Raw genomic sequence first — 19,638 nt, forward strand, 5'->3', positions numbered from 1 at the left:
GTGTGTTCCTGTCCTGGCTTACTTGGTGACCGGGGTATCGGGGCCCGGCTTCCAGACCTGGCCAATGGCCAGGCTCTGCAGCTTCTTCTTGCGGCCGTACCAGAGGTTGACGATGCCGCGGTTGAAGAACACCGCCGAGAACATCGAGGTCAGGATGCCCAGGCAGTGCACCACGGCAAAGCCGCGCACAGGACCCGAGCCGAACGCCAGCAGCGCCAGGCCTGCGATCAGTGTGGTCACGTTCGAGTCCAGGATGGTGGCCCAGGCGCGGTCGAAGCCGATGGCAATGGCCATCTGCGGCGACGCGCCCGCGCGCAACTCTTCCCGGATACGTTCGTTGATCAGCACGTTCGCATCGATGGCCATGCCGAGCACCAGCGCGATAGCGGCGATGCCGGGCAGCGTCAGCGTGGCCTGCAGCATCGACAGCAGCGCGATCAGCAGCAGCAGGTTCACGCCCAGCGCGATCACCGAGAACACGCCGAACAGCATGTAGTAGAAGATCATGAACACGCCCATGGCCGCAAAGCCGTAGGCGACGGAGTCAAAGCCCTTCTGGATATTGTCCGCGCCCAGCGACGGGCCGATCGTGCGTTCCTCGATGATTTCCATCGGTGCGGCCAGCGAGCCGGCGCGCAGCAGCAGCGCCAGGTCGTTGGCGGCTTCGGTCGAGTAGGAGCCGGTGATCTGGAAGCTCGAACCCAGTTCCGACTGGATCGTCGCCACGGTCAGCACTTCGCCCTTGCCCTTTTCGAACAGGACGATGCCCATCGGCTTGCCGATGTTCTCGCGCGACACGTCACGCAGCGTGCGGCCACCCTGTGCATCGAGCTTGATGTTGACGGAGGGGCGCTGGTTCTGGTCGAAGCCGGCCGACGCGCTTTCAATGCGGTCGCCCGTGAAGATCACCTGCTTGCGCAGGATCACCGGCGCGCCGTTACCTTGCGTGAACAGTTCGTCGCCAAACGGCACCGGGTCGCCCGGACGCGGGTTGCGCGGCGCGTCCGGATCGGCCAGGCGGGCTTCCAACGTGGCGGTACGGCCGATGATGTCCTTGGCCTTGGCCGTGTCCTGCACGCCCGGCAGTTGCACGACGATACGGTCGGCGCCCTGCTGCTGGATCACGGGCTCTGCCACGCCGAGTTCATTCACGCGGTTGTGCAGCGTGGTGATGTTCTGCTTGACGGCGGCGTCCTGTACGGCCTTGCGGGCTGCATCGGTAAACACGCCGGTGACGTTGTTGCCGTCCACGGTGAATGCCAGCTCGCGCAGGCTATCGGCCAGGACAGCGCGTGCGCGGTCGGCCTCGCCAGCATTGCCGAAGCGCACGGTCAGGCGGTCGCCGTCACGGTCGATGCCGGAATGGCGGATGTTCTTGTCGCGCAGCAACGTACGGGCATCGCCCGAGAGGCTGTCGAGCTTCTTGTCGACCGCACCCTTCATGTCGACCTGCAGCAGGAAGTGGACGCCACCGCGCAGGTCCAGGCCCAGGTACATCGGCAGTGCGTGCAGGGAGGTGAGCCACTGCGGCGAGCCGGACAGCAGGTTCAGCGCCACCACATAGGTGGGATCGCTGGCGTTGGGATTGAGCGCGCGGGACAGGACGTCCTTGGCCTTGAGCTGCTCGTCGGTCGTGCGGAAACGTGCCTTGACCGAGCCGGACTGGCCGGCGAGATCGAAAAAGACCCCGTCGGGCTGCAGCTGGTTCTGGGCCAGCACTTCCTCGACCTGTTTCTGCATGGCCAGGTCGACCTTGACCGTGGCCTTTGCGGAGGACACCTGTACAGCGGGCGCCTCGCCGAAGAAGTTCGGCAGGGTGTAGATGATCCCGATGGCCAGGGCCACCAGAATCACGATGTACTTCCAAAGCGGGTAACGATTCATCTTTGGCCAGTCGTTGCAGTTGGCGTGGCCGATTGTCGCGCGCAGTGCGCGCCGGATCGGCCGGACCGGTTGGCAAACAGCCGCCTGGCAGCTCCGGGCCGGGTCCGGGTGGACCCGCGGGCTGGTTCAGGCGGCTGCGCAGGGGGCGGTCACGCGCGGCGGTTGCCGTGGGAGACCGTGCCGGGATCAGACGATTGAGGCAGTCCGGATCAGAGCGACTTCAGCGTGCCTTTCGGCAGGACGGTGGTCACGGCGTTCTTCTGCACGGTGATTTCCGTGCCTTCCGCCACTTCTACCGTCACGTAGTTCTCGTTGACCTTGGTTACACGACCCAGGATGCCGCCGGCGGTCACGACTTCGTCGTTCTTTGCCAGTGCTTCCATCATGGCCTTGGCTTCCTTTTGCCGCTTCATCTGCGGGCGGATCATGATGAACCACAGCACCGCGAACATCAGGATGATCGGCAGGAAGCTCATCAGGCCACCCGCGGCGCCGCCAGCGCCAGCGGTCTGAGCAAAAGCGTTCGAAATCAGCACGTTACTTCTCCGTCACAAAGGTCATTCAGTGAATCGGGCATTCTATCACCCGTTGTCGTCCCGCCTTGGGCATTCTAGGGCGAATTCCGGGTTTGCTCGGGGTGCTCCGAAAGTACTTTAAGTACGTGACAGAAATACCTCGTTCCCGGAGGACCACCCGCTCGGCGGGCAGGTATTCGACCATCAGGCCGCGAAAAGTTCTACCGGGCTTTCCGCTACCTGTCTGGTTTTGGATACATGGACGCTATTTGGTGCCGCGCGCGCGGTTCTCGGCGAACTGGCGACGGAACGCCTCGAAGCGGTGTTCCTCGATGGCGGTGCGCATTTCGCTCATCAGTTCCAGGTAGTAATACAGGTTGTGGATCGTGTTGAGCCGTGCGCCGAGGATCTCGCCCACGCGGTGCAGGTGATGCAGGTAGGCACGCGAGAAGTTGCGGCAGGTGTAGCAGCCGCACTGCTCGTCGAGCGGGCGCGGATCGTTTCGGTGGGCGGCGTTGCGGATCTTCACGTCACCGAAGCGCGTGAACAGCCAGCCGTTGCGCGCGTTGCGCGTCGGCATCACGCAGTCGAACATGTCCACGCCATGTGCCACGCCTGCGACCAGGTCTTCCGGCGTGCCCACGCCCATCAGGTAGTGCGGCTTGTTGGCCGGCAGGCGCGGACCTACGTGCTCCAGCACGCGCATCATGTCTTCCTTGGGCTCGCCCACCGACAGGCCGCCGATGGCATAGCCGTGGAAGTCCAGCTCGGACAGACCGGCCAGCGACTCGTCGCGCAGGTCTTCGTACATGCCGCCCTGCACGATGCCGAACAGCGCGTTCGGATTGGCGAGCGACTCGAATTCGTCGCGCGAGCGCTTGGCCCAGCGCAGGCTCATGCGCATCGATTTCGCGGCTTCCTCGTGCGTGGCCGGGCGGCCGTCGATCTCGTAGGGCGTGCATTCGTCGAACTGCATGACGATGTCCGAGTTGAGCGTGCGCTGGATCTGCATCGAGATCTCGGGCGACAGGAACAGTTTGTCACCATTGACCGGCGACGCAAACGTGACACCCTCCTCGGTGATCTTGCGCAGTTCGCCGAGCGAAAACACCTGGAAGCCGCCTGAGTCGGTCAGGATCGGCTTGTCCCAGCCGATGAACTTGTGCAGGCCGCCGTGGGCTTCCACCACGTCCAGGCCGGGACGCAGCCAGAGGTGGAACGTGTTGCCCAGGATGATCTGGGAGCCGATCTCGTTGAGCTCCAGCGGCGACATCGCCTTGACCGATCCGTAGGTGCCCACGGGCATGAAGATCGGCGTTTCCACAACGCCGTGGTTCAGGGTGACGCGGCCGCGGCGGGCGTTGCCATCGGTGGTCAGCAGTTCGAAATCGAGCATGTTCTTAGTCCTGGGATTCAGCGGGCGTTGCAGCGTTCTGGCGGTCGCGCACGGTCAGCAGCATGGCGTCGCCATAGCTGAAGAAGCGGTAGCGGGCCTCCACGGCGTGGCGGTAGGCGGCGCGGATGGCTTCCACGCCAGCCAGCGCCGACACCAGCATCAGCAGGGTGGATTTGGGCAGGTGGAAGTTCGTGATCAGCGCGTCGACCACACGGAAACGGTAGCCGGGGGTGATGAAGATATCGGTGTCGCCATGGGCCACGGCCAGCGTGCCGTCTTCGGCGCCCGCCGATTCCAGCGCGCGCAGCGACGTGGTGCCCACGGCGATCACGCGGCCGCCCCGCGTGCGGGTCTCGCGCACGGCTTCGGCCAGTTCGGGGGGGATCGAGAACCACTCCGAGTGCATCTTGTGCTCGGCCAGGTTCTCGGTGCGCACGGGCTGGAACGTGCCCGCGCCGACGTGGAGCGTCAAGAAGCCACGGCGCACACCGGCCGCGTCGAGGCGTGCAAACAGCGCATCGTCGAAATGCAGCCCGGCGGTGGGTGCTGCCACCGCGCCCGGATTTTTCGCGTACACGGTCTGGTAGCGCGTTTCGTCGTAGGCGTCGGGGTCGTGCGTGATGTACGGCGGCAGCGGCAGGCGGCCGTAGCGCTCGATCAGGTCGAGCGCAGGCTCGGGGAAGCGCAGCGTGAAGAACTGGTCCACGCGCGGGCCTACGGTCACTGCGAAAGCATCGTCGGCCAGCAGCAGTTCGCTACCTTCGGCGGGTGTCTTCGAGGCGCGTACCTGGGCCAGCACGGTGTGGGTATCCACCACGCGCTCGACCAGCACCTCGATCCGGCCGCCGCTGGGCTTCTGGCCGAAGAAGCGCGCCTTGATCACGCGCGTGTCGTTGAAGACGAGCAGGTCGTCGGGACGCAGGTATTCGAGGATGTCGCTGAATGCCCGATCCACCATCCGCACGGCGTCGGCAGTGTCTTCCGGGGCTGTCCGATCCACCACCAGCAGGCGGCTGGCGCTACGGTCGGGCAGGGCGGACTGCGCGATCAGTTCGGGCGGCAGCGGGAAATCGAAATCGGACAGAGTCAGCATGGGTTTGACAAGCGGCGCGGCCACGCAAAACGATGCGCGGGCGGCACTCGTGACGGAGTGCTGCCGCAGGCATCGGCATGGCATGGGTACAATCGGCGAATCCGATATTGTAAGGCTTGGGCGCCCCGCGCTGCCCACGCCCCGCTTGTGATCTCCATATTCCCGCGCTGATGCCAGGCACCGCCAACGATCCGATCGACGAACCCGCACACGCTGAGGCCCCCGGCAAACCGGCCCGGCGTGGCAAGTCCACCCCAGCCAAGGATGGGTCGGGGCCGAACGCGGCCAAGCCGTCCACGGCCGCCGCCCGGCTGGCCAAGCTCGGCTTGCGCCGGCCCGTCGACCTCGTCCTGCATCTGCCGCTGCGCTACGAGGACGAGACCACGCTGGAAACCATCGGCGAGGCCACCCGGCGCGCAGGGCTTGGGCTGGCGGCGCAGGTCGAGGGCGATGTGATCTCGAACGAGGTGACATTTCGACCGCGCCGGCAACTCGTGGTCAAGATTGCCGACGACACCGGCGAACTCACGTTGCGCTTCCTGAACTTCTACGGCAGCCAGACCAAACAGATGGCCGAGGGCGTGCGGCTGCGCGTGCGCGGGGAGATCCGTGGCGGTTTCTTCGGTGCCGAGATGGTTCATCCGACGGTGCGCCCCGTGGTGGCCGAAGAGGCCCTGCCGGATCGCCTGACGCCGGTCTACCCCGCCACGGCCGGCATTTCGCAAGCCTACCTTCGCAAGGCTATTGGTGGCGCGCTGTCTCGGACGCCGATGCCCGAGACATTGCCGCAACCGGTGCTGCGCGGCCCGCTGGCGTCGCTGAAGCTGGCGCCACTGATGGATTGCCTGCGGCTGCTGCACAACCCGCCGCCGCAGGAGAGCGAAGCCGCGCTGGCCGATCGCTCGCATCCGGCGTGGATCCGCATCAAGTTCGACGAACTGCTTGCCCAGCAGATATCGCTGCGCCGCTCGCAGGCGGCCCGGCGCGAGAAGAATGCGCCATCAATGCCGCGTCGCGCGGATGGCCTGCTGACCCGCTTCCTGGCCGCGTTGCCGTTCAAGCTGACCGGCGCGCAGCAGCGCGTGGTGGAGGAGATCGCCGCCGACATGACCTTGCCGCACCCGATGCATCGGCTCCTGCAAGGCGATGTGGGCAGCGGCAAAACCATCGTGGCGGCACTGGCCGCGTGCCAGGCCATCGATGCCGGTTATCAGGCCGCATTGATGGCACCCACGGAAATCCTGGCCGAACAGCACTACCGCAAACTCTCGGCATGGCTGGAGCCGCTGGGCGTGCCTGTGGCGTGGCTGGCGGGCAGCCTCAAGGCGAAGGCGAAGCGCGAAGCCGTGGCGCTGGCCGAATCGGGCGAAGCCAAGCTGGTGATCGGCACCCATGCACTGATTCAGGACGGCGTGCGCTTTGCCAATCTGGGGCTGGCCGTGGTCGATGAACAGCACCGCTTTGGCGTGGCGCAGCGGCTGGCGCTGCGCGGCAAGGCGGGGGCAGCCGATGCTACGGCTCCATCGGACAAGGTGCCCCATCAACTCATGATGTCGGCCACGCCGATCCCCCGGACGTTGGCGATGACCTACTACGCGGACCTCGACGTGTCCGTGATCGACGAACTGCCGCCGGGCCGCACGCCGATCGTCACGCGGCTGGTCAACGATGCGCGTCGCGATGAAGTCATCGAGCGCGTGCATCATGCCGCCGCCGAAGGTCGGCAGGTCTACTGGGTCTGTCCGCTGATCGAGGAAAGCGAGGCGTTGCAGTTGCAGACCGCCGTGGAGACGTATGAAACGCTGGTGGCCGCGCTGCCCGACCTGCGCGTCGGGCTGGTCCATGGCCGGCTGCCGCCCGTCGAGAAGGCGGCGGTGATGGAAGATTTCAGCGCGAACCGCATGCAGGTGCTGGTCGCCACCACTGTGATCGAGGTGGGCGTGGACGTACCCAATGCCTCGCTAATGGTCATAGAGCATGCCGAGCGTTTCGGGCTGGCGCAGTTGCACCAGTTGCGCGGCCGGGTGGGGCGGGGCAGTGCGGAATCCGTCTGTCTGTTGATGTACCAGGCCCCGTTGTCGCCCACGGCCAAGGAACGGCTGGCCACGATGCGTGAGACCACCGACGGTTTCGAGATCGCGCGGCGCGACCTGCAGATCCGTGGTCCCGGCGAGTTCCTCGGCGCGCGCCAGTCGGGGGAGGCCATGCTCCGGTTTGCCGATTTGGAGACCGATGCCTGGCTGGTGGATCCCGCGCAGGAAGCTGCTGAGCTGATGCTCGCCCGGTTCCCGGAGGCTGTGGAGGCGCATCTCTCGCGCTGGCTTGGCGGTCGGGAAGACTTTCTGAAGGCCTAGCGTTGTTCGCGGAATGTTTGATGCGTCAGCGAAGTGATGTATGCCTGACATTACTTCGTCGATCTGACAGACGGCGGAATCGAAGCTAAAATCTATCGCCTAACCGGAATTGATTAATCATGACGCTCACCGAACTGAAGTACATCGTCGCCGTTGCGCGCGAGCGCCATTTTGGCCGTGCGGCCGAGGCGTGCTTCGTATCGCAGCCAACGTTGTCAGTCGCCATCAAGAAGCTGGAAGACGAGCTGACCGTTCAGATCTTCGAGCGGGGCACCTCCGAGGTGTCGGTGACGGCGATTGGCGAGCAGATTGTGGCGCAGGCTCAGCGTGTGCTGGAGCAGACCATGGCGATCCGCGAAATCGCCAAGCAGGGCAAGGATCCGCTGGCCGGTCCGCTGCGCGTGGGCGTGATCTACACGATCGGGCCGTACCTGCTGCCGGCGCTGGTCAAGCAGATGATCGACACCGTGCCGCAAATGCCGTTGATGCTGCAGGAGAATTACACGAACAAGCTTATAGAACTGCTCAAGCAGGGCGAGATCGATTGCGCGATCATGGCCGAGCCGTTCCCGGATTCGGGTTTGACCGTGCGTCCGCTCTATGACGAGCCGTTCGTGGTGGCTGTTCCGCGCGGGCACGCCCTGGCCGAACAGGCCAAGGTGGACCCTGACGAGCTCAAGCAGCAGACCATGCTGCTGCTTGGCAGCGGGCATTGCTTCCGCGATCACGTGCTGGGCGTGTGCCCGGAACTGTCGCGCTTCTCGCAGGCCGCCGACGGTATCCAGAAGACGTTCGAAGGATCGTCGCTCGAGACGATTCGCCACATGGTGGCCAGCGGCGTGGGTATCACCGTGCTGCCGCGCACGTCGGTGCCGGACCTGAAGCCGCGTAACGACCTGCTGGCCTATGTGCCGTTTGCCGATCCGGTGCCAGACCGCCGCGTGGTTCTGGCATGGCGCAAGAGTTTCACGCGTCTGCCGGCCATGGAGGCCCTGGCCCGCGCCGTGGCCGCGTGCGATCTGTCCGGCGTGCGCCGACTCTCCGATGCGTCCGCCGTCGAGGCAGTGGCGGCCTGACAGCCTTTCGATAATCCATTGCCAACGGCAGGGTTCTCCTGCCGTTTTTTATTTCCCGCCAACGCCGTCCGGCCAACATAGCCCCAGCCTATTCAATAGTTTTAAATTATCGAATAGTCACATTAGTAGTTGATGCATACACTCCATTCCATCGGGTCTTGCGGTGCTGCTTGCAGCGGCGCAAGACCTCCAGTGACCGCATGGGGAGCACAACATGGCAATGGTTGATCTTTTTGTTTCCGAATTCCGGCAATTGCAGGCGCAGGCCACTGAACAGCGCCTGGCGCGCACCGGCGATGCCGCCCGGCTGCGCCGCAAGGTGGTGCGCAAGGAGATCGGCATGGCGATTGTCGCGCTGGGGGCAATGGCGATGTTCCTCGACGCGGCACGGGGTCTGACCTTCCTCGCGGCGTGATCCTGGTGCGATAATGATCGCCGTCTTGTCCGCCATCATGTTCGCAACCGGCGGCGGACGCCGATCCTCGTGCTTGAACAAAAAATGGAGCTGAAACACCATGGCAAAGAAGAATGAGATGAGCGTGAATATTGGTATTTCGGACAAGGACCGCAAGAAGATCGCGGAAGGGCTCAGCAAGCTGCTGGCTGACACCTACACCCTCTATCTCAAGACCCACAATTTCCACTGGAACGTGACGGGTCCCATGTTCAACACCCTGCATACGATGTTCGAGACGCAGTACACCGAGCTGGCGCTGGCCGTCGACTCCATCGCCGAACGTATCCGCGCGCTGGGCTACCCGGCACCGGGCACGTATCGTGAGTTTGCCAAGCTGTCGTCGATCGCCGAGGAAGAGGGCGTGCCCGAAGCCACGGACATGATCCGCAAGCTCGTGGAGGGCCAGGAAGCCGTGGTGCGCACCGCGCGCTCGCTGTTCCCGGCTATCGATGCTGCTGGCGACGAGCCGTCGGCCGACCTGCTGACCCAGCGCATGCAGACGCACGAGAAGACCGCGTGGATGCTGCGCTCGCTGCTGGCCTGATCCTCATCGGCCAGTGACCGGTTGATCCGGTACGACGCGCCCCGGCAAACCATGCCGGGGCGCGTTTTTGCTTTACAGATTGCTACGAAGTCCGCCATGTCCCAACCCTCTGCCGCCCCCCGACACCCGAGCCGCCTCGCGCTTTACGCGCGGCTGGTGCGCATCGACAAGCCCATCGGCACGCTTCTGCTGCTCTGGCCCACGCTGTGGGCGCTGTGGATGGCCGATGGGGGGCCGCCTTCGTGGCAGATGTTCTGGATTTTCTTCGTCGGTACGTTCCTGATGCGCTCGGCGGGTTGCGCAATGAACGACTGGGCAGACCGCGATTTCGACCGCCATGTGAAGCGCACGAAGGAACGACCGCTGACCGCCGGCCTGATCGCGAGTTGGGAAGCCCTGATGGTGGCGGGCGTGCTCACCGTGGTGTCGTTCCTGCTGATCCTGCCGCTGAACGGGCTGACCAAGTGGCTGGCCGTGGTGGCGGCAGTGCTGGCCGGCACCTATCCCTTCTTCAAACGTTTCTTCGCCATCCCGCAGGCTTATCTGGGCATCGCGTTCGGCTTCGGTATCCCGATGGCGTTCGCGGCTATCCAGGGCCAGGTGCCTTTTGTGGCCTGGCTGATGCTGGCAGCCAATGTGTTCTGGGCCGTGGCCTACGACACCGCTTACGCGATGGTCGATCGCGATGACGACCTGCTGCTCGGTATGAAGACTTCGGCCATTACGTTCGGACGCTTTGACGTGGCCGCGATCATGATCTGCTACGCGGTGTTCCTGGGCCTGATGGCTTGGGCTGGACTGCTGCTGGAACTGGGCTGGCCGTACTTCGCGGGGCTGGCGGCTGCGGCGGTACTCGCCGGCTATCACTACACCCTGATCCGCGAGCGTGACCGCATGAAATGCTTCGCCGCGTTCCGGCATAACAACTGGCTGGGAGCCTGTGTGTTTGCGGGGACGTTTGGGGCGTATTGGATCAAGTAGCCCGTTCCGCTTGGCTTTCCCTATCCCGCCGGTTTGGCCCCCCTCTCCCGCGTGCGGGAGAGGGGAGAAAACAGAGAGTGAATCGGGCGCTCAATCCTTCCCGAATTCCGCCCCCATCTCCCGGCCGCGCTCTGCAGCCGCGTGCATCGCCTTCACGAACGCTTCCTTCATGCCGCTCGCATCCATCGCCGTCAGCGCCGCGTGGGTCGTGCCGCCCTTCGACGTCACGCGCTCGCGCAGCAGCGACACAGGCTCGGGCGACTCGGCGGCCAGCGCCGCTGCGCCACGGAAGGTTTCCACCGCAAGCTGGCGGCCCTGTTCGGCGGAGAGTCCCATTTCAAGCGCCGCGCGCTCCATGGCTTCCACGAAATAGAACACGTAGGCCGGACCGCTACCTGAGATGGCCGTGACGGCGTCGATCTGGTCGTCGTCGTCCACCCAGACACACTGGCCCACGGCTTCGGCCACGGCGCTTGCGATGGCGCGGTCGGCCTCGGACAGCCCCGGGGCGGCCGCCAGTCCGGTCATGCCCATGCCGGCCAGCGCCGGGGTATTCGGCATGGCACGCACCAGACGGGTACGGCCGAGCCAGCGGGCCATGTCCTGCAGGCGGATGCCAGCCGCCACGCTGATGATCAGGCTGTCGCCCAGCAGGGCTTCCAGCGGAGCCAGGGCGTCGCGGAACTGCTGCGGCTTGACGGCCAGCACGATGACGTCGCTGGCGCCGAATGCGGCGTCCGGAGCGGCCAGTGCATGGACGCCCGGCGCCTGTGCCAGACGTTTGCGGGCGTCTTCGGAGGGGTCGACCACGCGGATCGAACCGGCGGGTACGCCACGGGCCACCAGGCCGCCAATCAGCGCGGAGGCCATGTTGCCGCCGCCAAGGAAGCCAAAGGTGAGGGAATCGAGCATCAAAGTTCCTGGTCTGCCAGCGCGCCGCCATTGGCTGGATCGGCTGGCGTTCTTGTCATGGGTTCGGGGGCCGGCGCGGACCCGTTGGGGCAGTCAGCCCCGCGCGCCGAAAATTGCGGTACCGATGCGCACGAGCGTGGCGCCTTCGGCAATGGCCGCGTCCATGTCTGCAGACATGCCCATCGAGAGCGTGTCCACGTTTAGCCCGGATTGGCGTAGTTGATCAAGCAACCTGCGCAAATCGGCAAACGGCCGGCGCTGTGCCACCGGATCGTTCGCCTGCGCCGGAATTGCCATCAGCCCACGCAGTTGGAGATTCGGCAAGGCTGCGATGGCCTGGGCCAGCGCAGGCACTTCATCGGGCGCCACGCCGCTCTTGGTGTCTTCACCGCTGATATTCACCTGGATGCAGACCTGCAGCGGTGCCAGGCCGGCCGGCCGCTGGGCGGAGAGCCGCTCGGCAATCTTCAGCCGGTCGATGGCATGTACCCAGTCGAACTGCTCGGCTACCACGCGGGTCTTGTTGCTTTGCAACGGTCCGATGAAATGCCAGACAATGCCGCCGCGCAGATCGTCCAGCGCCCCGATCTTTTCCACGCCTTCCTGTACATAGTTTTCGCCGAACGCGCGCTGTCCGGCCTCATATGCCTCGCGGATCCTGGCCACCGGAACGGTCTTGGAAACGGCCAGCAAGGCGACTTCCGAAGCGGGTCTTCCCGCCTGTTGTGCAGCCGCCGCGATGTCACTTTCCACGGCTTGCAAGTTGGCGGCGATTACAGACATAATCCGGCGAACATATATATCAAGAAGTAAAACAATAAGCGGGTTTTTAGGGTGGGGTCATTATAGATGGACATCGCACAGCTTCTGGCCTTCGCGGTCAAGAACAAGGCTTCCGATCTTCACCTCTCGGCTGACATGCCGCCGATGGTGCGGATTCACGGCGATATGCGCCGCATCAATGTCGCAGCCATGACGCACAAGGATGTGCACGCCATGGTGTACGACATCATGAGCGACGTGCAGCGCAAGATGTACGAGGAACGGCTGGAAATCGACTTCTCGTTCGAGATCTCTGGCCTGTCCCGCTTCCGGGTCAATGCCTACACCACGCAGCGCGGCGCCGCCGCCGTGTTCCGGACGATTCCGTCGAAGGTACTCACGCTCGACGATCTCCGGGCACCGGCGGTGTTCGCGGATCTCTGCATGAAGCCGCGCGGGCTGGTGCTGGTGACCGGACCTACGGGCTCGGGAAAGTCCACCACGCTGGCCGCAATGGTGGATCACCGCAACGATAGCGACATGGGCCACATCCTCACGGTCGAGGACCCGATCGAATTCGTGCACGAGTCCAAGAAGAGCCTGATCAACCAGCGCGAACTGGGTCCGCACACGCACTCGTTTGCCAACGCACTGCGCTCGGCACTGCGTGAAGACCCGGACGTGATCCTGGTGGGTGAATTGCGCGATCTGGAAACCATCCGGCTGGCACTGACCGCGGCCGAAACGGGCCACCTGGTCTTTGCCACGCTGCACACCAGCTCCGCTGCCAAGACGATCGACCGGGTGGTGGACGTGTTCCCACCCGAAGAAAAGGACATGGTCCGCACCATGCTGTCGGAATCGCTCGAAGCGGTGATTTCGCAGACATTGCTCAAGACGCGCGATGGCAACGGCCGGATTGCCGCGCACGAGATCATGATCGCCACGCCGGCCATCCGACACCTCATCCGCGAGAACAAGATCGCGCAGATGTATTCGATGATGCAGACCTCCAGCGGCATGGGCATGCAGACGCTGGACCAGGGCCTGAGTGACCTGATCAAGCGCGGGTCGATCAACTACAACGATGCGCGGGCGATTGCCAAAAACCCCGACGCCTTCATGGGCTGAGGAAACTGCTTCAGGAGGATTCTGGCGTCGTTGCGCGGCCTTGCCGTACTGTTTGTACTGTCTGCGGCCGCGCGCCTGGGTCAGAACCGCTACGCTCCCTCCTGAACCAGTTTCCAAGTGAAACGGAGTGACTATGCTCGACCGCGAATCCGCATCGAAGTACATCAACGACTTGCTTGAGCTGATGGTGAACAACCGCGGCTCGGACCTGTTCATCACCTCCGAATTCCCGCCGGCCATCAAGGTGGATGGCAAGATCACGCCGGTCTCGCAGCAGCCGCTGAATCCGACGCAGGCGCTGGGCCTGGTGCGCTCGATCATGAACGAGCGGCAGGTGAGGGAGTTCGAAGAGTCGCGCGAGTGCAATTTCGCGATCACGGCGCCCAACGCGGGCCGCTTCCGTGTGTCGGCGTTCATCCAGCAGGGCCGGGCCGGCATGGTGGTGCGGACGATCAACACGCAGATCCCGTCCGTGGACGATCTGGACCTGCCGAAGTCGCTGCAGGACATCGTGATGTCCAAGCGCGGCCTTGTGATCGTGACCGGTGCAACGGGTTCGGGCAAGTCCACTTCACTGGCGGCGATGCTCGACCACCGCAATGCGCACTCGTACGGGCACATCATCACAATCGAAGACCCGATCGAATACGTCCACGCGCATCAGAACTGCATCGTGACGCAGCGAGAGGTCGGTATCGATACGGAGTCGTGGCACATCGCGCTCAAGAATACGCTGCGTCAGGCGCCCGACGTGATCCTGATCGGCGAAATCCGCGACCGCGAGACGATGGAGTACGCAATGCAGTATGCCGAAACGGGCCACCTGTGCCTGGCCACGCTGCACGCGAACAATGCCAACCAGGCCATCGACCGCATCGTCAACTTCTTCCCCGAGGAGAAGCGCCACCAGTTGTTGATCGACCTGTCGCTGAACCTCAAGGCGATGATCTCGCAGCGCCTGCTGCCGCGCGCGGGCCGCAAGGGCCGGGTGCCGGCCGTGGAAATCATGATTGGCACGCCGCTGGTGGCGGACCTGATCTTCAAGGGCGAGATTGCCGAGCTCAAGGAGGTCATCAAGAAATCCCGCGAGCAGGGCATGATCTCGTTCGATCAGGCGCTCTTCGAGCTCTACGAGGCTGAGAAGATCACGTACGAGGATGCGCTCAAGAACGCCGATTCGCTCAATGACCTGCGGCTGATGATCAAGCTGCACAGTGCGCGCCATCGCGATACCGATCTCGGTGCAGGTACGGAGCATCTGAACGTTATCTGACCAGTACGGCAGCGTTCAAGCTTCACCCTTCACCCTGGACGGGTCAGGCGGAGTATTCTTCGGCCTGACCCGTTTCACATTCCGAGGAGCCCATGATGGCCAATGTCTACGAATTCGAAGCCAGTTCGCTGTCGGGCAAGCCGGTGCCGCTCGACGAGTTTCGCGGCAAGGTGTTGCTGATCGTCAATACCGCCAGCGAGTGCGGTTTTACGCCGCAGTATGCGGGCCTGCAGACGTTGCAGGATACGTATCAGACGAAGGGTTTCGATGTGCTGGGCTTTCCGTGCAACCAGTTCGGCAAGCAGGAGCCGGGCGATGCGGAGCAGATCGGCGCGTTCTGCGAGTCGCGTTTCCACGTCACGTTCCCGATGTTCGGAAAGATCGACGTGAATGGAAGCGACGCCCATCCGCTCTACAAGTGGCTGACCGCCGAGAAGCCCGGCCTGCTCGGCACGCAGGCCATCAAGTGGAACTTCACCAAGTTCCTGCTGCGCCGCGACGGCACGGTCTTCAAGCGCTACGCGCCAACGACGAAGCCCGACGAGATTCGCGGCGACATCGAATCGCTACTTGCCGACCCGGGCGCCTGATCGAACGATGAGATTCAGCGCGGCATGAACGTGGCCAGCACGGGAACGAGGATGGCCGTCAGCACGCCGTTGAGTCCCATGCCGAGGGCGGCAAACGCGCCGGCCTCCTGGCTGACCTGGAAGGCGCGGGCCGTGCCGATGCCATGCGCGGCCACGCCCGTGGCGAAGCCGCGTACTGTGTAGTCGCGCACGCGCAGCAGGTTCAGCAACCCCGTGGCACTGATCGCGCCGATGATGCCGGTGGCCATCACCAGCACAGCGGTCAGCGAAGGCAGTCCGCCGATCTTCTCCGACACACCCATCGCGATCGGAATCGTCACCGACTTCGGCGCCAGCGATCGCACGACCTCTGGCGACGCGCCCAGCGCATATGCCACACCCACCGCCGACACGACAGCCGCCAACGAACCCGCCACCAGCCCGATCAACAGCGGCAGCACGTTGCTGCGCAGCTTCGGCAACTGGGTATAGAGCGGCACCGCCAGCGCAACGGTAGCGGGTCCAAGCAGGAAGTGGACGAACTGCGCGCCATCGAAATACGTCTTGTACGGCGTGCCAGTTACGGTCAGCACGGTGACGAGCAGTGCCACCGAGATCATCACGGGGTTGGCCAGTGGCGAGAATCGCGCGCGCTCATAGATGCGGAACGCGAAGACGTAGGCGATCAGCGTGGCGGTCAGCCCGATCAGCGGGCTTGCTGCCAGATAGACCCAGATTTCGTTGAGGCGCGGAGACATCATGGCTGCGCTCCCTCGTTGGGCACAGTCGGGGTGGCAGGCGGCTTGCGCATCAGCGCGCGCGTGACCAGCGCGGTAACCGCGATCGCCACCCAGGTGGAGACAACGAGCGCGATGATGATCGGCATCCATTCGCTGCTGATACGGTTGGCGTGCACCATGATGCCGACACCGGCGGGCACGAACAGCAGGGACAGGTGCTTCAGCAGTTCATTGGCCGAACCCTGGATCACGGGCAACAGCCGGTTGTCGAACACCAGCCAGCCGAACAGCAGCAACATCCCGATCACGGGGCCAGGAACGGGCAGGCGCAGCGCGTAGCTGATCACCTCTCCCACGGTCTGAAAGACCAGCAGAATGGCAAACGTCTGAAGCATGGGGGCAACTTGGGATTTCCAAAATTGCCGACATGGTACTCCCGTACAAGATGCGTGCAAGGTTCCGATGAGGTGTCCCGTCTCCCACGGTTTTGCTCCCCTCTCCCGCGCGCGGGAGAGGGGAGCAAAACCAGAGGGAAAATCACACAGTCACCATCCGATCCACCAATTCCACCCAGTGCATCACCGGCGTTTCCGTCCCGCTCTGCAAGTGCGTGATGCAACCAATGTTCGCCGTGACGATCGATTCCGGCGCCGTGGCCTGCAGCTTGGCCAGCTTGTCATCGCGCAGCTTGTACGACAGTTCCGGTTGCAGCACCGAGTACGTACCGGCCGAGCCGCAGCACAGGTGGCTGTCGGCGCAAAGGCGCACGTCCACGCCGAGGCGTGTGAGCAGGGCTTCCACGTTGCCGCGGATCTGCTGGCCGTGCTGCAGCGTGCAGGGCGGATGCCAGGCCACGCGTCGGCCATCGCGCGGGACGGCGCCGGCGAGCTTGTGCAGGTCGTCGGTGAAGGCTGGCAGCAGTTCGGAAAGGTCACGCGTCAGCGCCGATACGCGTGCAGCGCGCTCGGCGTATTGGGGATCGTCGCGCAGCAGGTGGCCGTAATCCTTGACCATCGCACCGCAGCCCGATGCCGTCATGACGATGGCCTCGGCGCCGGCTTCGATCTGCGGCCACCATGCGTCGATGTTGGCGCGCATATTGTCGAGGCCGCCCGGATGGTCGCCCGTGTGGAAGCGGATTGCGCCACAGCAGCCGGCCTGGGGCGCGACGATCAATTCCACGCCGAGCTTGTCGAACACGCGTGCCGTGGCGGCATTGATGTTGGGCGACATCGCGGGTTGCACGCAACCGTCGAGCAACAACATCTTGCGTGCGTGGATGTTGCGCGGCCACGTGCCGGGTGCCGTGGGATGCGCCGGCACCTTGTTGCGCAGGGTCTGCGGCAGCATCGGACGAACCAGCTGCCCTAGCTTCAGCGCCGGGCCGAACAGCGCCGGACGCGTCAGCCCTTCACGCAACGCCCAGCGCATCACGCGCTGCCCCAGCGGACGCTGTACACCCTGGGCTTCCAGCCGCTCGTCGACGATCTGCCGGCCGATATCGACCAGCCGGCCATACGTCACGCCAGAAGGGCAGGTCGATTCGCAATTGCGGCAGGTCAGGCAGCGGTCCAGATGCAGCCGCGTGCTTTCGGTCACCGGATTGCCTTCGAGCACCTGCTTCATCAGGTAGATGCGGCCGCGCGGGCCGTCCAGCTCGTCGCCCAGCAACTGGTAGGTGGGGCAGGTGGCCGTGCAGAAACCGCAGTGCACGCATTTGCCGACGATCGATTTGGCTTCTTCGCCCTCGGGCGTGTTGCGCAGGAATTCGGCCAGGGTGGTTTGCATGGTGGGGGATCGTTATATGGGCCTGTGCGTCTGACGTGTTGCGCCGGATCAGAGGCCGTTGTACATGCGTTGCGGATTGAAGATGCCGGCCGGATCGAACGTGGCCTTGAGTCGCTTGTGGATCGCGGCGAGTGGCGTGGCCAGTGGCGTGAATACGCCCACTGACTTGTCGCCATTGCGGAACAGCGTGGCGTGTCCGCCCGCCGCCTGGGCCACTGCGCGGACATGGTCAGCGGAAGCGGCACTATCGTCGGGCGCCAGCCACCAGCGCTGGCCGCCGCCCCATTCCACGAGTTGCGCGCCCGGCAGGTCCAGCGACGGCGTGACAGTGGGCACGGCAATGCGCCACAGCGCGGCGTTGGCATCGTGCGCCGGGCCGAAGAACGGGTGCGTCTGCTCGCGCAAGGCAGACCACAGCAGTTGGGTGTGGCTGTTGTCGACCACCTCGCCGCCCAGGCTGTCGCGCGCCGCGCAGACCGCTGCCGTGGCACCGCTCAATCGCACATGCAGCACGCCGTCATGCCACGCAGAGGCGGCAATCGGCAGCGGCTTGCCGCCCCATTTGTTGAGCTGGTCGATGGCGTCGGCCTGCGACATCACAAAACGCAGCGTGGCATCGTCGAACGGCACGGGCAGCACCTTCAGCGAGACCTCGGTGATGAGGCCAAGCGTACCGAGCGATCCGGCCAGCAGCCGCGAGACATCGTAGCCGGCCACGTTTTTCATGACCTGTCCGCCGAAGTTCAGGATCTCGCCCTGGCCATCCATCAGTTGCGCGCCGAGCACGAAATCGCGCAGCGCCCCCACTGACTGCCTGCGCGGTCCCGACAACCCGGCGGCCACCGCGCCGCCCAGCGTGGCTTCGCTGGCTTGTCCGCGTGCGGCGAAGTGGGGCGGCTCGAAAGCCAGCATCTGGCGCCGCTCGGCCAGCACGTCCTCGATCTCCCGCAGCGGCGTGCCGCAGCGCGCCGTGATCACCAGTTCGGCTGGGTCGTATTCGACGATGCCGCGGTATGCACGGGTGTCGAGCACGTTGCCGGCCAGCGCCTGGCCATAGAAGTCCTTGCTGCCGCTGCCGCGCAGGCGCAGCGGCGTGCGGCTGTCGCCGGCCTGGCGGATCGCATCGCGGAAGACTCCGAGGGTGGCGTCGAGAGTGGCTTGCATGAGGGGCGTGGGTATCGTTATTGGAATGCTTGGGGATCAGCGCCGAGGCCGCTTCGGGGGCGGCGCGTTGTCGAGTGCGCCCTCGAGTTTCGAATCGGACTGATACTCGGGCAGCGCGGTGCCGCAATGCTTGCAATAGTTGGCGTCGGGCTCGTGCCCCTCGGTCAGGCAATGCTCGCAGCAGCGGGTGGTCAACGGCCGCTTGATGATGCTGGCGGCGAGCTCGGCGCCGACGATGCCAGTCGGGAACGCAATGATCCCGTAGCCCAGCAGGATGGTCAGCGACGTGATGAACTGGCCGATCGGTGTGCGCGGCACGATATCGCCGAAGCCCGTCGTGGTCAGCGTGACCACGGCCCAGTACATGCTGAGCGGGATGCTGGTGAAGCCATGCTCGGGCCCTTCCACCACGTACATCACGGTCCCGAGGATCACGGTGATGATGCACACCGTGCCGAGGAACACGAAGATCTTGCGGCGGCTGTTGGACAGCGCCCGGGCCAGGACCTCGGCTTCCTCAAAGTAGACGGTGAGCTTGAGGATCCGGAACACGCGCATCAGGCGCAGCAGGCGCACGTCGATCAGGAACGCCAGTTCGGGCACGAAGAACGAGGCCCACGTGGGCATGATCGAGATGAAATCGATGATGCCGTAGAAGCTGAACACATAGCGCAGCGGGCGTCGCACCACGGACAGCCGCATGATGTACTCGGCCGTGAACAGCAGCGTGAACATCCATTCGAGGACCGTGAACAGCGTGCCGAAGCGCGCGTTGATCCTCGGGATGCTGTCGAGCATCACCACGGCCACGCTGGCCATGATGGCCACGAGCAGAACCACATCGAACAGTCGACCCTGGCGCGTGTCGGCTTCGAAGATGATCGTGTACCAGCGCTGGCGCCAGCCCGATTCGGGTTGGCCCAGACGTTGGCGGTTGAGGGCGTTGAGGTTGCGTTGTGGCATATCGGACGGTTGGGTAACGGAAACACGCGGCACGCC

The 19,638-nt window shown here is 64.5% G+C and carries 19 protein-coding genes; 8 read left to right on the top strand and 11 right to left on the bottom strand.

Annotated features, from left to right (window positions below):
- Positions 1–18 precede the first annotated feature (18 nt).
- The 4 genes from secD to queA all read right to left on the bottom strand — a co-directional run bounded on the left by secD (position 19) and on the right by queA (position 4,888).
- Positions 19–1,884, bottom strand: coding sequence for a protein translocase subunit SecD (gene secD / locus ABDB81_RS12930; protein WP_346811409.1), 1,866 nt, complete (start codon positions 1,882–1,884; stop codon positions 19–21).
- Between the two features lie 209 nt (positions 1,885–2,093).
- The gene (yajC, locus tag ABDB81_RS12935; RefSeq protein ID WP_137923267.1) at positions 2,094–2,420 is read right to left on the bottom strand and encodes a preprotein translocase subunit YajC; all 327 of its coding nucleotides are present in this window, start codon (positions 2,418–2,420) and stop codon (positions 2,094–2,096) included.
- Between the two features lie 244 nt (positions 2,421–2,664).
- Positions 2,665–3,795 (bottom strand): tRNA guanosine(34) transglycosylase Tgt, encoded by a 1,131-nt coding sequence (tgt, locus tag ABDB81_RS12940; RefSeq protein ID WP_346811412.1) that lies wholly within the window; start codon positions 3,793–3,795, stop codon positions 2,665–2,667.
- Positions 3,796–3,799: 4 nt separating this feature from the next.
- Positions 3,800–4,888 carry a tRNA preQ1(34) S-adenosylmethionine ribosyltransferase-isomerase QueA gene (queA, locus tag ABDB81_RS12945; RefSeq protein WP_346811414.1) on the bottom strand — a complete coding sequence of 363 codons (1,089 nt, stop codon included), beginning with the start codon at positions 4,886–4,888 and terminating at the stop codon, positions 3,800–3,802.
- Between the two features lie 170 nt (positions 4,889–5,058).
- Here queA and recG point away from each other — a divergent pair, with 170 nt between their 5' ends.
- The 5 genes from recG to ubiA all read left to right on the top strand — a co-directional run bounded on the left by recG (position 5,059) and on the right by ubiA (position 10,300).
- On the top strand, positions 5,059–7,242 hold the full coding sequence (gene recG / locus ABDB81_RS12950; protein WP_346811416.1) for an ATP-dependent DNA helicase RecG: 2,184 nt from the start codon (positions 5,059–5,061) through the stop codon (positions 7,240–7,242).
- 119 nt (positions 7,243–7,361) lie between these two features.
- On the top strand, positions 7,362–8,318 hold the full coding sequence (locus ABDB81_RS12955) for a LysR substrate-binding domain-containing protein (RefSeq protein WP_137923263.1): 957 nt from the start codon (positions 7,362–7,364) through the stop codon (positions 8,316–8,318).
- A 214-nt stretch (positions 8,319–8,532) separates the two neighbouring features.
- The gene (locus ABDB81_RS12960) at positions 8,533–8,733 is read left to right on the top strand and encodes a hypothetical protein (protein WP_160472940.1); all 201 of its coding nucleotides are present in this window, start codon (positions 8,533–8,535) and stop codon (positions 8,731–8,733) included.
- A 100-nt stretch (positions 8,734–8,833) separates the two neighbouring features.
- A complete protein-coding gene (locus ABDB81_RS12965) occupies positions 8,834–9,319 on the top strand; it encodes a Dps family protein (RefSeq protein ID WP_130389234.1) in 486 nt (161 codons plus the stop codon).
- A gap of 96 nt (positions 9,320–9,415) precedes the next feature.
- Positions 9,416–10,300 (top strand): 4-hydroxybenzoate octaprenyltransferase, encoded by an 885-nt coding sequence (ubiA, locus tag ABDB81_RS12970; RefSeq protein WP_160472939.1) that lies wholly within the window; start codon positions 9,416–9,418, stop codon positions 10,298–10,300.
- A gap of 90 nt (positions 10,301–10,390) precedes the next feature.
- On the opposite strand, the gene proC is transcribed toward ubiA, so the two are convergent.
- Both proC and ABDB81_RS12980 read right to left on the bottom strand, forming a co-directional pair.
- Positions 10,391–11,212, bottom strand: a complete 822-nt coding sequence (gene proC, locus ABDB81_RS12975) for a pyrroline-5-carboxylate reductase (protein ID WP_346811419.1) — start codon at positions 11,210–11,212, stop codon at positions 10,391–10,393.
- Positions 11,213–11,305: 93 nt separating this feature from the next.
- A complete protein-coding gene (locus ABDB81_RS12980) occupies positions 11,306–11,995 on the bottom strand; it encodes a YggS family pyridoxal phosphate-dependent enzyme (RefSeq protein ID WP_137923259.1) in 690 nt (229 codons plus the stop codon).
- Between the two features lie 66 nt (positions 11,996–12,061).
- Between ABDB81_RS12980 and ABDB81_RS12985 the strand changes: the two genes are divergently transcribed.
- From ABDB81_RS12985 to ABDB81_RS12995, 3 genes are all read left to right on the top strand, one after another.
- On the top strand, positions 12,062–13,105 hold the full coding sequence (locus tag ABDB81_RS12985) for a type IV pilus twitching motility protein PilT (RefSeq protein WP_137923258.1): 1,044 nt from the start codon (positions 12,062–12,064) through the stop codon (positions 13,103–13,105).
- A 133-nt stretch (positions 13,106–13,238) separates the two neighbouring features.
- Complete coding sequence (locus tag ABDB81_RS12990) at positions 13,239–14,378, top strand: PilT/PilU family type 4a pilus ATPase (protein WP_137923257.1); 1,140 nt, start codon at positions 13,239–13,241, stop codon at positions 14,376–14,378.
- A 95-nt stretch (positions 14,379–14,473) separates the two neighbouring features.
- On the top strand, positions 14,474–14,968 hold the full coding sequence (locus ABDB81_RS12995) for a glutathione peroxidase (protein WP_346811462.1): 495 nt from the start codon (positions 14,474–14,476) through the stop codon (positions 14,966–14,968).
- A gap of 14 nt (positions 14,969–14,982) precedes the next feature.
- On the opposite strand, the gene ABDB81_RS13000 is transcribed toward ABDB81_RS12995, so the two are convergent.
- The 5 genes from ABDB81_RS13000 to ABDB81_RS13020 all read right to left on the bottom strand — a co-directional run bounded on the left by ABDB81_RS13000 (position 14,983) and on the right by ABDB81_RS13020 (position 19,602).
- Positions 14,983–15,708 (bottom strand): LrgB family protein, encoded by a 726-nt coding sequence (locus ABDB81_RS13000; protein WP_137923256.1) that lies wholly within the window; start codon positions 15,706–15,708, stop codon positions 14,983–14,985.
- On the bottom strand, positions 15,705–16,082 hold the full coding sequence (locus ABDB81_RS13005) for a CidA/LrgA family protein (protein WP_137923255.1): 378 nt from the start codon (positions 16,080–16,082) through the stop codon (positions 15,705–15,707). Before ABDB81_RS13005 ends, ABDB81_RS13000 begins: the two co-directional genes overlap by 4 nt.
- Positions 16,083–16,224: 142 nt before the next feature.
- Positions 16,225–17,475 (bottom strand): glycolate oxidase subunit GlcF, encoded by a 1,251-nt coding sequence (gene glcF / locus ABDB81_RS13010; RefSeq protein ID WP_137923254.1) that lies wholly within the window; start codon positions 17,473–17,475, stop codon positions 16,225–16,227.
- 48 nt (positions 17,476–17,523) lie between these two features.
- Positions 17,524–18,639 (bottom strand): glycolate oxidase subunit GlcE, encoded by a 1,116-nt coding sequence (glcE, locus tag ABDB81_RS13015; protein ID WP_346811423.1) that lies wholly within the window; start codon positions 18,637–18,639, stop codon positions 17,524–17,526.
- A gap of 36 nt (positions 18,640–18,675) precedes the next feature.
- Positions 18,676–19,602 carry an ion transporter gene (locus ABDB81_RS13020; RefSeq protein ID WP_137923252.1) on the bottom strand — a complete coding sequence of 309 codons (927 nt, stop codon included), beginning with the start codon at positions 19,600–19,602 and terminating at the stop codon, positions 18,676–18,678.
- Between the last annotated feature and the right edge of the window lie 36 nt (positions 19,603–19,638).

Origin of the sequence: Cupriavidus sp. DL-D2, from assembly GCF_039710735.1 — a bacterium.
Taxonomy (GTDB): Bacteria; Pseudomonadota; Gammaproteobacteria; order Burkholderiales; family Burkholderiaceae; genus Cupriavidus.